We start from the raw sequence: 13,935 nt of genomic DNA, 5'->3' as shown, positions 1-13,935 counted from the left end.
GAGGGGGCGGTGAGCCTGATAGATTTTTGTTCATTGTTTGGGAGAGGGGGTTTTGGTATACTGTTTCCCCGTCCTGCTTCATCCCCGAAGCACCCCTTAAAATTCCCTAAACTTCTTTCAGGTTCAGCATGACGACAAAATATATTTTTGTAACTGGTGGCGTTGTTTCATCCCTCGGCAAAGGCATTGCCGCAGCTTCTCTGGCAGCCATTCTGGAAGCCCGTGGTCTGGATGTGACCATCATGAAACTGGACCCCTATATCAACGTGGATCCGGGCACCATGAGCCCGACCCAGCACGGTGAAGTATTCGTAACCGAGGACGGGGCCGAAACCGATCTGGATCTGGGCCACTATGAGCGTTTCATCCGCACCAAGATGACTCGCCGCAACAACTTTACCACTGGTCGCATCTACGCCGACGTGCTGCGCAAAGAGCGCCGTGGCGACTATCTGGGTGCCACCATTCAGGTCATCCCGCACATCACCAACGCCATCAAGGAGCGGGTGATTGCCGGTGCCGAAGGCCATCAGGTTGCTATCGTCGAAGTGGGCGGTACCGTGGGCGACATCGAGTCCCTTCCGTTCCTCGAGGCCATTCGTCAGCTGGCTGCCGAAGTGGGCCGCAACAGCGCCATGTTCATGCACCTGACCCTGGTACCTTACCTGGCTGCCGCCGGCGAGGTGAAGACCAAGCCGACCCAGCACTCGGTGAAAGAGCTGCTCTCCATCGGGATCCAGCCGGATGTGCTGATCTGCCGATCTGACCGTGCCATTCCGGCCAATGAGCGTGCCAAGATTGCCCTGTTTTGCAACGTGCCTGAGCGCGCCGTCATCTCCATGAAAGACGTCGATTCAATCTACAAGATCCCGGCCCTGCTCAAGTCCCAGAATCTGGACTCCTACTTCACCGAGCGTTTCGGTCTGGAGTGCAAGGAGGCTGACCTGTCCGAGTGGGAACAGGTGGTTTTCGAAGAGGCCAACCCGACTGCGGAAGTGACCATCGGCATGGTCGGCAAGTATGTCTCCCTGCCGGATGCCTACAAGTCCGTCAACGAGGCGCTCAAGCACGGTGGCCTCAAGACTCGTCTCTCCGTCACCATCAAGTACATCGACTCCCAGGACATCGAGACCCGTGGCTCCGAGCTGCTGGAAGGTCTGGACGCGATCCTGGTGCCGGGTGGCTTCGGTGAGCGCGGCGTGGAAGGCAAGATCCAGGCTGCCCAGTATGCCCGTGAGAACAAGATCCCCTATCTGGGCATCTGCCTCGGCATGCAGGTTGCCATGATCGAATTTGCACGCAACGTGGCGGGCATGACAGGGGCTCACTCCTCCGAATTCAAGAAAGATTGCGCCTATCCGGTCGTCGGTCTCATCACCGAGTGGGTGGATGACGAAGGCAACGTCGAGACTCGTACCGAGAAGTCCGATCTGGGCGGCACCATGCGTCTGGGTTCCCAGCTCTGCCACTTGGTCGAAGGTTCCAAGGTGCGTCAGATGTACGGCAGCCCGACCATTTACGAGCGCCACCGTCACCGTTACGAAGTGAACAACAAGCTGCTGCCGCAGATTGAAGCGGCAGGTCTGAAAGTGACCGGTCTCTCCGCCGACAAAAAATTGGTGGAAATTATCGAGATCCCGGATCACCCTTGGTTCGTGGCGGCGCAGTTCCACCCGGAGTTCACCTCGACTCCCCGTGATGGCCACGCCCTGTTCGCCGGTTTTGTGAAGGCGGCAGGCGAGTATCAGAAGCGTAATCTGAAGTAATTGAAAATAAATGCGGTTGAGGCTCTGTGCCACAGCCGCTTTTTTTGGCATATTTTTGTTGTTTTTTTACGAAACCTGAGGAAATACACATGTCCAAGATCGTTAAAGTGATCGGTCGTGAAATCATCGACTCCCGTGGTAACCCGACCGTTGAGGCCGAAGTTCACCTGGAAGGTGGTTTTGTTGGTATGGCAGCCGCTCCGTCTGGCGCGTCCACCGGTTCCCGCGAAGCGCTGGAACTGCGTGACGGCGACAAGAGCCGTTTCCTGGGTAAAGGCGTTCTGAAAGCCCTCGAAGCCGTAAACGGCCCGATCGCTCAAGCTCTGCTGGGTAAAGATGCCAAGGACCAGGCCGCTATCGACCAGATCATGATCGACCTCGACGGCACCGAGAACAAATCCAAGTTTGGCGCCAACGCCATCCTGGCTGTTTCCCTGGCCAACGCCAAAGCCGCCGCTGCCGCCAAAGGCATGCCGCTGTACGCTCACATCGCCGAGCTGAACGGCACCGCGGGTGTTTACTCCATGCCGCTGCCAATGATGAACATCATCAACGGTGGTGAGCACGCCGACAACAACGTCGACATCCAGGAGTTCATGATCCAGCCGGTTGGCGCCAAGACCCTGAAAGAAGCCGTTCGCATGGGCGCCGAAGTGTTCCACAACCTGGCCAAAGTGCTGAAGTCCAAGGGCTACAACACTGCTGTTGGTGACGAAGGTGGTTTCGCTCCCAACCTGAAATCCAACGCCGAAGCGCTGGAAGTGATCGCAGAAGCCGTTGCTGCTGCTGGCTATGTCCTGGGTAAAGACATCACCCTGGCCATGGACTGTGCTGCTTCCGAGTTCTACGACGCAGAGAAGAAAGAGTACAACCTGAAAGGCGAAGGTCGTATCTTCACCTCCAACGGTTTCTCTGACTACCTGGCTGACCTGACCACCAAGTTCCCGATCGTCTCCATCGAAGATGGCCTGGACGAATCTGACTGGGACGGTTTTGCTTACCAGACTGCTGAACTGGGCAAGAAAATCCAGATCGTGGGTGACGACCTGTTCGTAACCAACACCAAGATCCTGAAGCGCGGCATCGACAACGGCGTTGCCAACTCCATCCTGATCAAGTTCAACCAGATCGGTTCCCTGACCGAAACTCTGGCTGCCATCAAGATGGCCAAAGACGCTGGCTACACTGCCGTCATCTCCCACCGCTCCGGTGAGACCGAAGACGCGACCATCGCCGACCTGGCTGTTGGTACCGCTGCTGGCCAGATCAAGACCGGTTCCATGAGCCGTTCTGACCGTGTTGCCAAGTACAACCAGCTGATCCGTATCGAAGAAGCTCTGGGTGCCAAAGCTCCTTTCCGCGGTCTGAAAGAAGTTAAAAACCAGGCTTAATTCCAGCCCGCCCTTAATCTGCTCAAAGCCCCGCCAATCTGGCGGGGCTTTTTCGTTTCCGTCATCGCCGGGTGCGGTTTCTGCATTTTTTATTCCGGCCCAGCCCATCCGGGACACAGGCTTCCTTTTGTCTTGCCTGCGAATATGGGAAACTAGGCCGCTTGAAGGAGACTCAGTGCATGCGGCTACTCACTCTTATCCTGCTCTTCCTGTTGGGAGGGCTTCAATATGACCTCTGGCTGGGGAAGAATGGCCTGTCCGATTATCACGAATTGTCCGACGCCATCTCCCGGCAGCAGCAGGACAATCTGGTACTCAAGGATCGCAACAACCTGATTTATCGCGAGATTGACGATCTGACCTCGGGCCTCGAGGCCATAGAGGAGCTGTCGCGCAACGATCTCGGCTACATCAAGCAGGGCGAGACCTTCTACCGGATCATCCCCAAGGATAAGGACAAGGGCTCCAGCTCGGGAGACGCAGCCTACGATGACTGATCGCCAGACCGGGCTGAGCGCCATAGTCCCCGCCGCCGGGATTGGCAGCCGGATGGGCGCCGATTGTCCGAAACAGTATCTGCAACTGGCGGGACAGACCATTCTCGAGCATACCCTCGGCGCCCTGCTGTCACACCCGGCCATCGCTCGGGTGATAGTGGCGCTGGCGCCCCACGATCGCTGGTTTGATGCCCTGCCCGTTGCGACCGACCCGCGTGTCCTGCGGGTAGAGGGGGGCGCCGAGCGCGCCTTTTCCGTTCTCAATGCGCTGCATGTGGCAGAGGGTGGGTGGGTGCTGGTGCACGATGCCGCCCGTCCCTGTCTGACCCACGGCGATCTCGACCGGCTCATCGCCACCGCCATCCAGTGTGGTGGCGCTATTCTCGGCAGCCGGGTGCGCGACACCATGAAGCGTTCAGACGCCATGGGCAACATACTCGGCACCGTCGATCGCGAGCAGCTCTGGCATGCCCTGACGCCGCAGATGTTTCCCGCCCGCACTCTGCTGCGGGCGCTGGAGGAGGGGCTGGCCTTGGGGGCTACCATTACCGACGAGGCCTCCGCCATGGAGCGTGCCGGTTTCACAGTACGCATGGTGGAAGGGCGTGCCGACAACATCAAGGTGACCCGGCCGGAGGATCTCTCTCTGGCGGGGCTGTTTTTAAGCCAGCAGGCATAAGTCGATACACCCAGACAAGGAGCGAGCATGATCCGGATGGGACGTGCGGTTGAGGTGCTCAGGGTTTGGGTGGATGAGTCTCCTGCCTGTTTGGAGGATGTCAGGCCGATCTTGAGGTGAACAAGGTTTAGGCGGAGAAGTTTCCTGCGTGTTTGGAGGATGTCAGGCGTGATACGAATTGGACATGGTTTTGATGTACACAAATTTGGTGGGGTTGGCCCCTGCATGCTGGGTGGCGTCACCGTGCCGTATGAACAGGGACTGCTGGCCCATTCCGACGGCGATGTGGTACTGCACGCGGTGAGCGATGCCCTGCTTGGCGCCATAGGCGCCGGTGACATAGGCCGCCACTTTCCCGATACCGCCGCGCAATTCAAGGGGATCGACAGCCGGATCCTGCTGCGGGACGTGTTTGCCCGAGTAAAAAAGGCGGGTTATGCCATCGGCAATCTGGACGTGACCATCATAGCTCAGGCCCCCAAGATGGCACCCCATATCGACGCCATGTGCGCCGTGCTGGCCGCCGACCTGATGTGTGATTTGAACCGGGTGAATGTCAAGGCGACTACCACAGAACAACTCGGGTTTACGGGGCGCAAGGAAGGGATCGCCACCGAAGCCGTCGTCTTACTGGTGAAACAATAATGTTGGAACAACTCAGTTATCTGCACGGAGCGCCCGCCGCCCGTGGCATCCTCAAGGCCGAGGCCAGTGATTTCGTGGTGGTTGAGGATCTCGGCTTCGAGCCCTGCGGCGAGGGCGAACACATTTTCGTGCGGGTGCGCAAAACCGGCGAGAACACCGCTTGGGTGGCGGGCCTGCTGGCCGATGCGGCCGGGGTCAATCGCAACGCTGTGACCTGGGCTGGCCTCAAGGATCGCCACGCCGTGACCGAGCAGTGGTTCGGCATTCACCTGCCGGGCAAGGCAGAGCCGAACCTTTCGGTGATCGAGAGTGACAGCATCCAGATCCTGCAGGTGAAGCGCCACAACAAGAAGCTGCGGGTTGGCTATCTCAAGGGCAACCACTTCACCCTGCGTCTGACCGGGCTGGAACAGACCGAGGGACTGGCGTCTCGCCTGCAGGCCATCACCAGTCAGGGGGTGCCGAACTATTACGGCGAGCAGCGTTTTGGCCGGGGTGGCAACAATCTGGAAGCGGCCAAGGCGATGTTTGCCGGCAAGCGGATCAATGATCGCAACAAGCGCTCCCTCTACCTCTCCGCCGCTCGCAGCATGCTGTTCAATGCCATCGTCAGTGCCCGTATCGAGCAGGGGCTGGCTCACCAGCTGCTGGCCGGTGATTGCGTGATGCTAAAGGGCAGCCACTCCATCTTCAGCGAAGAGTTGCTGACCCCGGAGCTGGAGGCGCGTCTCGCTTCCGGTGACGTGCAGCTGACCGCTCCCCAGTGGGGCCGTGGCCGGCTGGCGAGCCAGGGGGCAGCGGCCGAGTTCGAGCAGAGAGTGCTGGCCGCTTACCCCGAATGGTGCGCAGGTCTGGAGAAGGCCGGGCTGGATCAGGACCGCCGCCCGCTCCTGCTCAAGCCGGAACAGATGAGCTGGCAGCTGGACGGCGAGGCCTTGACCCTGTCGTTCTTCCTGCCGGCCGGTGCCTTTGCCACCAGCGTGGTACGCGAATTAATGCAGGCCGAAGAGGCCGATCATGGTTTCAGGAATCAGTCCGATGCGAATTCTGGTCAGTAATGACGATGGCGTGCATGCCGAGGGGATCCGAGCCCTCAGCACTGCGCTGACGGCCTGTGGCGAAGTCATAGTAGTGGCGCCGGATCGCAACCGCAGCGGCGCGAGTCACTCCCTGACGCTGGAGGTGCCGTTGCGGGTTACCCGTCTCAGCGAAACCGGTTTTAATGGGATCGAGAGCTATGCGGTGAAGGGGACGCCGACCGACTGCGTGCATCTGGCGGTCAACGAACTGGTGCGCCCTGAACCCGACATGGTGGTGGCTGGCATCAACCACGGTGCCAACCTGGGGGATGATGTCATCTACTCGGGCACGGTCGCGGCGGCTACCGAAGGGCGTCACCTCGGCTTTCCCTCGCTGGCCATCTCGCTGGTAGGCAAGACCCATTTCGCCAGTGCGGCCCACTATGCGGCCCTGCTGGTGAAGGGCATGATGGTGCACCCGCTGCCTGCCGATCAGATCCTCAACGTCAACGTGCCGGACCTGCCCCTCGATCAGATCAAGGGGATCAGGGTGACTCGCCTTGGCAACCGCCATCGGGCGGAATCTGTGATCTGCAGCGAGGATCCCCGTGGTCAGCCCATCTACTGGATCGGCCCCCCCGGCAGCCAGCAGGATGCGGGAGAAGGCACGGATTTCGCCGCCATCGAGCAGGGCTACGTCTCGATCACCCCCCTGACCATCGATATGACTGCCTACAGCAGTCTGGCGGGTCTGGGGGCTTGGTTAGACCTGCAGGGATGAAGGTGTGATAGTACAGCGCCTGTTAAACCAGCTGATCGCACAGGACATTCGTGATTTCCGCGTACTCGCGGCGATTGCGAAAGTGCCGCGCCAGCTGTTTGTGGATGAAGCCATGGCCCACAAGGCCTGGGACAACACGGCGTTGCCCATAGGCCACGGTCAGACCATCTCCCAGCCTTATATGGTGGCGCGGATGACAGAGTTGCTGATCCAGAATGATCCGGCCCACGTGCTGGAGATCGGCACTGGCTCCGGTTATCAGACGGCGGTGCTGGCTCACCTGGTGGAGCATGTCTACACGGTGGAGCGGATCAAGTCGCTGCAGTTCCAGGCCAGACGCCGGCTGCGGCAGCTCGATCTGCACAATGTCTCCGCCAAGCACGGCAACGGCTGGCTGGGCTGGCCCAACAAGGGGCCGTTTGACGCGATCCTGGTGACTGCGGCGGCCAGCGAGGTGCCCACAGCCCTCACCGATCAACTGGCTGATGGCGGCCGTCTGGTACTGCCGGTGGGGGACAGCCAGCAGACGCTGCAGCTGATCGAGCGATCCGGCTCCCAGCTGACCAGCAAGATCCTGGAGCCGGTGCGGTTTGTTCCCCTGATCGACGGAGATGTTGAGTGACCTTGTTTTCTCGTCTGTACGTGCTGGTGATGCAGTGGGCCCGCCACAAGTACGCCCCTTATTATCTGGCGATCACCGCCTTTGTCGAGTCTGTGTTCTGGCCGATCCCGGTGGACGTCATGCTGGCGCCCATGGCGCTGGCCAGGCCGCACAAGGCGTGGCACTACGCCGGGTTGGCGACAACCTTCTCCGTATTGGGGGCGTTGTTTGGCTATGCACTCGGCTATGCCCTGTGGGAGCCAGTGGTGCAGCCGCTGGTTGCCTCGGTGGGATATGAAGACAAAATTAGCCTGGCCCGGCAGTGGTTCGAGCAGTGGGGCATCTGGGTGATTTTTATTGCCAGCTTCACGCCGATCCCCTACAAGGTGTTTACCGTCACGGCAGGCCTGCTGCAAATGGCGCTGTTGCCCTTCATCGTGACCTCGTTGATCGGTCGTGGCATGCGCTTTTTCCTGGTGGCAGGCCTGATGCGCTGGGGCGGTGAGAAGATGGAGCGCAAGCTGATGCACTATGTGGATGTGCTGGGCTGGCTCTGTATTGGTTTGGCCGTTGTGGCCTATTTCTGGTTTAGTCGTTAAGGATCCACTATGCGTTCGCGTGTTTGGCAAGGAAGCAGTATCGTCGTGTTGTCATGGCTGCTGCTCGCTTGCTCTTCCAGCAAGACTGCTGCTCCGGTACAGGGATTGGGCAATGATCGCCTCGTTTCCACAGTACCGATTCGTCAGGGGGCGGCTCAGCCGGCCATTCAGGGCAACAGCTACACGGTGAAAAAAGGGGATACCCTCTACTCCATCGCCTTCAACTCGGGCAATGATGTGCCGTCTCTGGCCAGCCTCAACGGCATCAGCCCTCCCTATAACATCTATCCAGGGCAACAGATCCGGTTCGATTCATCCGCTGGCAGTCAGACTGTTGCCCGCAGTGCCGGCACCTACCAGGTACGGCGCGGTGATACCCTGAGCAGCATAGGCCGTCAGTTTGGCATGTCGAATCAGACGCTGGCACAGAGCAACAGTCTGCAGACGCCCTATGCACTCCACGTCGGCCAGGTGCTGAATGTGCAGTCTGCCAGTACGGGAGACAGCCAGATGGTTGCCGCGACCCGTCCGGTCACGCCACAAAGCACCGGCCCCAAACCTCTGGCGACAGCGCCATCAGGTACGACCACCCCATTTATCAAACAGAAAACGATTGCTCAGCCATCTTCAAAAGAATACGCTCAGATCAAAGAACAAAAAACAGACAACAAGCCTCAGTCGAGACTTTCTTGGCACTGGCCGACACAAGGCCGGATCGTCGAGGGTTTCTCCGTTGCAGAACAGGGAAACAAGGGCATAGATATCGCTGGTCAGAAGGGACAACCCGTCTACGCAGCGAGTGGCGGCAAGGTCGTCTATGCGGGTAGCGCACTAAGGGGTTATGGCAAGCTGATCATCCTCAAGCATGATGATGACTACCTCTCTGCCTACGCTCACAATGATGAGTTACGGGTCAGGGAAGGGGACAGCGTCAAGGGCGGAGCAGTCATTGCCAACATGGGTAGCACGGACGCACCGGATGTGCGATTGCACTTTGAAATCCGGTATCGAGGCAAATCGATAAACCCGATGAGCCATTTGCCAAAGCGTTAACCCCAGAGAGTTAAGTCATACTCTGGTTCAGGTCAGGGAGACACGCCATGAGCCAAGAACAACTGGTTATGCAGGATGCAGAGTTAGAGTTCGACGAGGAGCTGGAGACCCACGAGGAGGAAGAGGTTCGGGAAGTAGCGGCCGAGGTCGAAGAGACTATTTCCGACGAACTGATGGCACCGGAACTGAACAAGGTGATGGATGCCACCCAGCTCTATCTGGGGGAGATAGGTTTCTCCCCCCTGCTCACCGCCGAAGAAGAAGTCTATTACGCTCGTCGTGCCTTGCGAGGCGATAAAGCCGCCCGCAAGCGCATGATTGAGTCCAATCTGCGATTGGTGGTCAAGATCGCCCGTCGCTACAACAACCGCGGCCTGGTGCTGCTGGATCTCATCGAAGAGGGCAACCTCGGCCTCATCCGCGCGGTAGAGAAATTCGACCCGGAGCGCGGCTTCCGTTTCTCGACCTATGCCACTTGGTGGATCCGCCAGACCATAGAGCGGGCCATCATGAACCAGACTCGCACCATCCGTCTGCCCATCCATGTGGTCAAGGAGCTGAACGTCTATCTGCGTACCGCTCGTGAACTCTCTCACCGTCTCGATCATGAGCCGACCGCAGAAGACATCGCCTTTGCGCTGGATCGTTCTGTAGACGACGTGAATCGCATGCTCAAGCTCAACGAGAAGATCACCTCTGTGGATACTCCCATCGGCGGAGATCGCGACAAGGCGCTGCTGGATGTGCTCTCTGACGAACGTGGCATGGGGCCCGAGCTGGAGTCGCAGGATGACGACATGCGTGCCAGCATAGTGCACTGGCTGGAGGAGCTTAATCCCAAGCAGCGCGAGGTGCTGGCGCGTCGTTTCGGTCTGCTCGGTTATGAACCGGCCACGCTGGAAGACGTGGGGTCCGAGATCGGCTTGACCCGGGAGCGGGTACGCCAGATCCAGGTGGAAGGACTGCGCCGCCTGCGGGAGATCCTGCTGGGGCAGGGACTCTCCATCGAGGCGCTGTTTCGTACCAATTAGCGAGTACCAATCAGGCCGCATTGGCGCGGCTGACAACAACAAAAAAGGGGCCATGAGCCCCTTTTTCATTGCAACCGGATCCGCAGGATCACACAGGATCCAGGGTGTCCAGCGGCCAGCGCGGCACCGCCTTGACCGCCAGCGGCTCGAATACACCTGCCTTCAGACGCTGCATGCCGGCATAGGCGATCATGGCGCCGTTATCGGTGCAATATTCGGTACGCGGATAGAATACCTCGCCTTTGAGGCTCTCCATCAGCTCGGCCAGCTGGGCACGCAGGTGACGGTTGGCGCTGACGCCACCGGCGACCACCAGCCGCGTGAGGCCGGTCTCTTTCAACGCCCGACGGCACTTGATGGCCAGGGTATCGACCACTGCATCTTCAAACGCACGGGCTATGTCGGCGCGGGTCTGCTCATCGTCACCGTTGGCGGCAATGGTGTTGGCAGCAAAGGTCTTGAGGCCGGAGAAGCTCATGTCGAGTCCGGGCCTGTCCGTCATGGGGCGGGGAAAGTGGAAGCGGCCGCTGGCACCTTTCTCGGCCAGCCGGGAGAGCAGGGGGCCACCCGGGTAGTCCAGCCCCATCAACTTGGCGGTCTTGTCAAAGGCCTCACCGGCGGCATCATCGATCGACTCGCCCAGCAGCTGATAGCTGCCGATACCGTCGACCCGTACCAGCATGGAGTGACCGCCGGAGACCAGCAGCGCCACGAAGGGGAACTCGGGTGCTCTCTCTTCCAGCATGGGAGCCAGCAGGTGGCCTTCCATATGATGCACGGCGATGGCCGGTTTGTTCCACGCCATTGCCAGCGAGCGGCCTATGGTGGCCCCTACCAGAATGGCGCCAACCAGCCCTGGACCCGCGGTATAGGCGATGCCGTCTATGTCATCTTTATCCAGTCCCGCCTCTTGCAATGCGGCCTGGATCAAAGGGATCGTCTTGCGAACGTGATCCCGGCTGGCGAGCTCGGGGACGACGCCACCGTAGTCCGCATGCAGCTTGACCTGGCTGTATAACTGATGGGAAAGGATCCCTTTTTGATCGTCGAAGATCGCGATCCCGGTTTCGTCACAGGATGTCTCTATGCCCAATACACGCATTGCTAAAAAATTTCACTGCTAAAATGAGACGGCTATGGTAACCTTCGCGGGTTTTTTAAACCAGAGCGATCTCTGCGGGTTTACTTTCATTCCCTGTCCAGAGTATAATTTCGCACCATTTTAAGACATGCTGATCGACTGATGGTCAGCTAACAATATATCACTGAGGTGAAAGGCACATGCCAGTAATCAAAGTCCGTGAAAATGAGCCGTTTGACGTTGCTCTGCGTCGCTTCAAGCGTTCTTGCGAAAAGGCCGGTATCCTGTCTGAAGTTCGTAGCCGTGAGTTCTACGAGAAGCCGACTACCATTCGTAAGCGCGCCAAAGCGTCTGCTGTAAAGCGTCACGCCAAGAAGCTGTCTCGCGAAAACGCACGTCGTATCCGCCTGTACTAATCGGGAGATAATGCCGTGTCTCTGAAGGATCAACTCAAGGATCAACAAAAACTTGCCATGCTTGCCAGAGATAAGGCTCGCTTGGGGGCGATCCGTTTGTTGATGGCAGAAATCAAGCAACGTGAAGTTGATTCCCGTATCGAGCTCAATGATGAGGATATCCTCGCTGTCGTGACCAAAATGGTCAAACAGCGCCGCGATTCCATCAGCCAATTTGAAGCTGCCGGTCGCCAGGATCTCGCCGACAAAGAGTCCGCAGAGATCGTTGTGCTGCAGGAATTCCTGCCACAACAGCTGACCGCAGACGAAATTGCCGCACTGATTGAGCAAGCCATCGCTGAAAGTGGTGCTGCCGTCATGGCTGATATGGGCAAGGTCATGGCTGTCTTGAAGCCGAAAATTCAGGGGCGTGCCGATGTCGGCGCCGTCAGTGCTCAGGTGAAAACCCGCTTGGCGTAACAGGCAACTCTCTTGTTTGGTCGAAGAAGCCGTGCTTCCCTGGGAATGCGCGGCTTTTTTATTTTCTACGCAGTGAAACAGGACGGTTATGGCAGGCAGGATCCCACAATCCTTTATCGATGATCTGCTCGTACGCACAGACATAGTCGAGCTGATCGACTCGCGAGTGCGGCTGAAAAAAGCCGGTAAGAACTACCAGGCTTGCTGCCCTTTTCATAACGAAAAAAGTCCTTCTTTTACCGTCAGCCAGGAGAAACAGTTCTATCACTGCTTCGGTTGTGGCGCTCACGGCAATGCCATCGGCTTTGTCATGGAGTACGACGGTCTCGAATTCCCCGATGCCATCGAAGAGCTCGCCAGCATGCAGGGCATGCAGGTGCCTCGCGAGCAGAGCATTGGTGGCTCGACCAATAGCCAACCGGCCGTCAGCAAGGATCTCTATGAGCTGATGAACCAGATCGCCCGCTTCTACGAGAGCAATCTCAAGAGCGCACCCCAGGCGGTAGAATACTTGAAGGGGCGCGGTCTGACTGGTGAAGTGGTCAAGCGTTTCAATATCGGTTATGCCCCCGCAGACTGGGATCAGGTGAGACGCCGCTTTGGCGCCAGCCGGGATCACGAGCAACTGCTCATCTCGGGTGGCATGCTGATCACGCGTGACAGCGGTCCCGGCAGCTATGATCGCTTTCGTGATCGCATCATGTTCCCGATCCGGGACAAGCGAGGCCGGGTCATAGGTTTTGGCGGCCGTGTGCTGGGAGAGGGTACGCCCAAGTACCTCAACTCGCCGGAAACCCCCATCTTCCACAAGGGACGGGAGCTGTTCGGCCTCTATGAGGTGAAGCAGGCCCACAAGGATCCTCGCCGGATCCTGGTGGTGGAGGGCTACATGGACGTGGTAGCCCTCGGTCAGTACGACATCGATTATGCGGTGGCGGCGCTGGGTACTGCCACCACCACTGACCATATCCACACCCTGTTTCGTACCACGGCCGAAGTGGTCTGCTGCTATGACGGCGACAAGGCCGGCCGTGAGGCGGCCTGGCGGGCGCTGGATAATGCCCTCTCTCATCTGCAGGATGGGCGTGAACTCAAGTTCGTATTCCTGCCCGATGGTGAGGATCCCGATTCGCTGGTCCGCCAGATTGGCAGGGAGGGTTTCGAGGCCCTGCTGGATCAGGCACAGCCTTTCGCCGACTTCATGTTCGAGCGTCTGGGGCGGGATGCTGCACTGTCCGGTGAGGCGGGCAAGTTCGAGGTGGCCAACAAGGCTGCCGAACTGATCCGCCGGGTACCGGAGGGGTTTACCCGCGAGGGGCTGATCACCCGTCTCTCCAGCATGATGCGCTGGGGTGAGAACAAGCAGCGCATTGCCGAACTGTTCGCCCGCAATAGCCAACCCAAGGCCGAACTCACCAAACCCAAGGCCGCCAAGCTGACGCCGCTGCGTCGGGCACTGGCCCTGATGGTGCAATATCCGGCGGTGACGGCCGAACTGCCGGCCATGCCTGAGCTGGCGGGGCTGCGGGTACAAGGCATCAAGTTCCTGTTGCAGCTGCATCAGCAGATCCTGGCGCAGCCCGGGATCACCACTGGCATCTTGCTGGAGCATTGGCGCGGCACCAAAGAGGGCGAGATCCTCGCTCAGCTGGCGATGCACGACTTGTTTGAAGAGATCAAGCTCGACCAGGAGCCGGATATTCTGGGAGAGCTGCAGGATACCTTTGTCGGTTTCATCAACCAGTTTCTGAAGCAACGAATTGAAGAACTGCAGGCCAAGGTGGCTCAGGAAGGGCTAAGCTCTGAGGAAACGCAGGAGCTGATGATGCTGATCAGAGAGGTACAGATTGAGAAAAGAAATGAGAGTGGGGCTTGATATTTGAGTGATTAGTCCCAATATGAATACCGTTGCCCGAA

General features: G+C 58.7%; 15 protein-coding genes. 14 read left to right on the top strand and 1 reads right to left on the bottom strand.

Going from position 1 to position 13,935, the window contains the following annotated elements; genetic code table 11:
• Nucleotides 1-128: 128 nt before the first annotated feature.
• The 11 genes from pyrG to rpoS all read left to right on the top strand — a co-directional run bounded on the left by pyrG (nt 129) and on the right by rpoS (nt 10,062).
• A complete protein-coding gene (gene pyrG, locus BN1118_RS05735) occupies nt 129-1,766 on the top strand; it encodes a glutamine hydrolyzing CTP synthase (protein WP_042872670.1) in 1,638 nt (545 codons plus the stop codon).
• An 89-nt stretch (nt 1,767-1,855) separates the two neighbouring features.
• On the top strand, nt 1,856-3,157 hold the full coding sequence (eno, locus tag BN1118_RS05730) for a phosphopyruvate hydratase (protein WP_043142126.1): 1,302 nt from the start codon (nt 1,856-1,858) through the stop codon (nt 3,155-3,157).
• Between the two features lie 179 nt (nt 3,158-3,336).
• A complete protein-coding gene (ftsB, locus tag BN1118_RS05725; protein WP_042872668.1) occupies nt 3,337-3,654 on the top strand; it encodes a cell division protein FtsB in 318 nt (105 codons plus the stop codon).
• Nucleotides 3,647-4,333 (top strand): 2-C-methyl-D-erythritol 4-phosphate cytidylyltransferase, encoded by a 687-nt coding sequence (ispD, locus tag BN1118_RS05720; RefSeq protein WP_043554946.1) that lies wholly within the window; start codon nt 3,647-3,649, stop codon nt 4,331-4,333. The genes ftsB and ispD overlap by 8 nt, the downstream gene beginning before the upstream one ends.
• 168 nt (nt 4,334-4,501) lie before the next feature.
• On the top strand, nt 4,502-4,978 hold the full coding sequence (ispF, locus tag BN1118_RS05715) for a 2-C-methyl-D-erythritol 2,4-cyclodiphosphate synthase (RefSeq protein ID WP_043554993.1): 477 nt from the start codon (nt 4,502-4,504) through the stop codon (nt 4,976-4,978).
• Complete coding sequence (truD, locus tag BN1118_RS05710; protein WP_043142118.1) at nt 4,978-6,036, top strand: tRNA pseudouridine(13) synthase TruD; 1,059 nt, start codon at nt 4,978-4,980, stop codon at nt 6,034-6,036. Before ispF ends, truD begins: the two co-directional genes overlap by 1 nt.
• On the top strand, nt 6,017-6,778 hold the full coding sequence (gene surE, locus BN1118_RS05705; protein ID WP_043142115.1) for a 5'/3'-nucleotidase SurE: 762 nt from the start codon (nt 6,017-6,019) through the stop codon (nt 6,776-6,778). Before truD ends, surE begins: the two co-directional genes overlap by 20 nt.
• Before the next feature lie 4 nt (nt 6,779-6,782).
• Entirely contained in the window at nt 6,783-7,400 is a 618-nt protein-coding gene (locus BN1118_RS05700) for a protein-L-isoaspartate(D-aspartate) O-methyltransferase (protein ID WP_043142113.1), read from the top strand.
• Entirely contained in the window at nt 7,397-7,978 is a 582-nt protein-coding gene (locus BN1118_RS05695) for a YqaA family protein (protein ID WP_043554944.1), read from the top strand. The genes BN1118_RS05700 and BN1118_RS05695 overlap by 4 nt, the downstream gene beginning before the upstream one ends.
• Nucleotides 7,979-7,987: 9 nt before the next feature.
• Nucleotides 7,988-9,031 carry a peptidoglycan DD-metalloendopeptidase family protein gene (locus BN1118_RS05690; protein ID WP_043554943.1) on the top strand — a complete coding sequence of 348 codons (1,044 nt, stop codon included), beginning with the start codon at nt 7,988-7,990 and terminating at the stop codon, nt 9,029-9,031.
• Nucleotides 9,032-9,078: 47 nt separating this feature from the next.
• Nucleotides 9,079-10,062, top strand: a complete 984-nt coding sequence (gene rpoS, locus BN1118_RS05685) for an RNA polymerase sigma factor RpoS (protein WP_042872653.1) — start codon at nt 9,079-9,081, stop codon at nt 10,060-10,062.
• Between the two features lie 88 nt (nt 10,063-10,150).
• On the opposite strand, the gene tsaD is transcribed toward rpoS, so the two are convergent.
• Complete coding sequence (gene tsaD / locus BN1118_RS05680; protein ID WP_043142105.1) at nt 10,151-11,164, bottom strand: tRNA (adenosine(37)-N6)-threonylcarbamoyltransferase complex transferase subunit TsaD; 1,014 nt, start codon at nt 11,162-11,164, stop codon at nt 10,151-10,153.
• A gap of 179 nt (nt 11,165-11,343) precedes the next feature.
• On the opposite strand from tsaD, the gene rpsU reads away from it, so the two are divergent.
• From rpsU to dnaG, 3 genes are all read left to right on the top strand, one after another.
• Entirely contained in the window at nt 11,344-11,559 is a 216-nt protein-coding gene (gene rpsU, locus BN1118_RS21015; RefSeq protein ID WP_005309452.1) for a 30S ribosomal protein S21, read from the top strand.
• Nucleotides 11,560-11,574: 15 nt separating this feature from the next.
• Nucleotides 11,575-12,018, top strand: coding sequence for a GatB/YqeY domain-containing protein (locus tag BN1118_RS05670; protein ID WP_043554942.1), 444 nt, complete (start codon nt 11,575-11,577; stop codon nt 12,016-12,018).
• Between the two features lie 88 nt (nt 12,019-12,106).
• The gene (gene dnaG, locus BN1118_RS05665) at nt 12,107-13,894 is read left to right on the top strand and encodes a DNA primase (RefSeq protein WP_043142101.1); all 1,788 of its coding nucleotides are present in this window, start codon (nt 12,107-12,109) and stop codon (nt 13,892-13,894) included.
• Nucleotides 13,895-13,935 lie beyond the last annotated feature (41 nt).

The organism is Aeromonas bestiarum, from assembly GCF_000819745.1.
GTDB lineage: Bacteria > Pseudomonadota > Gammaproteobacteria > Enterobacterales > Aeromonadaceae > Aeromonas > Aeromonas bestiarum.
This window is presented reverse-complemented; position numbering and strand designations above follow the sequence as displayed.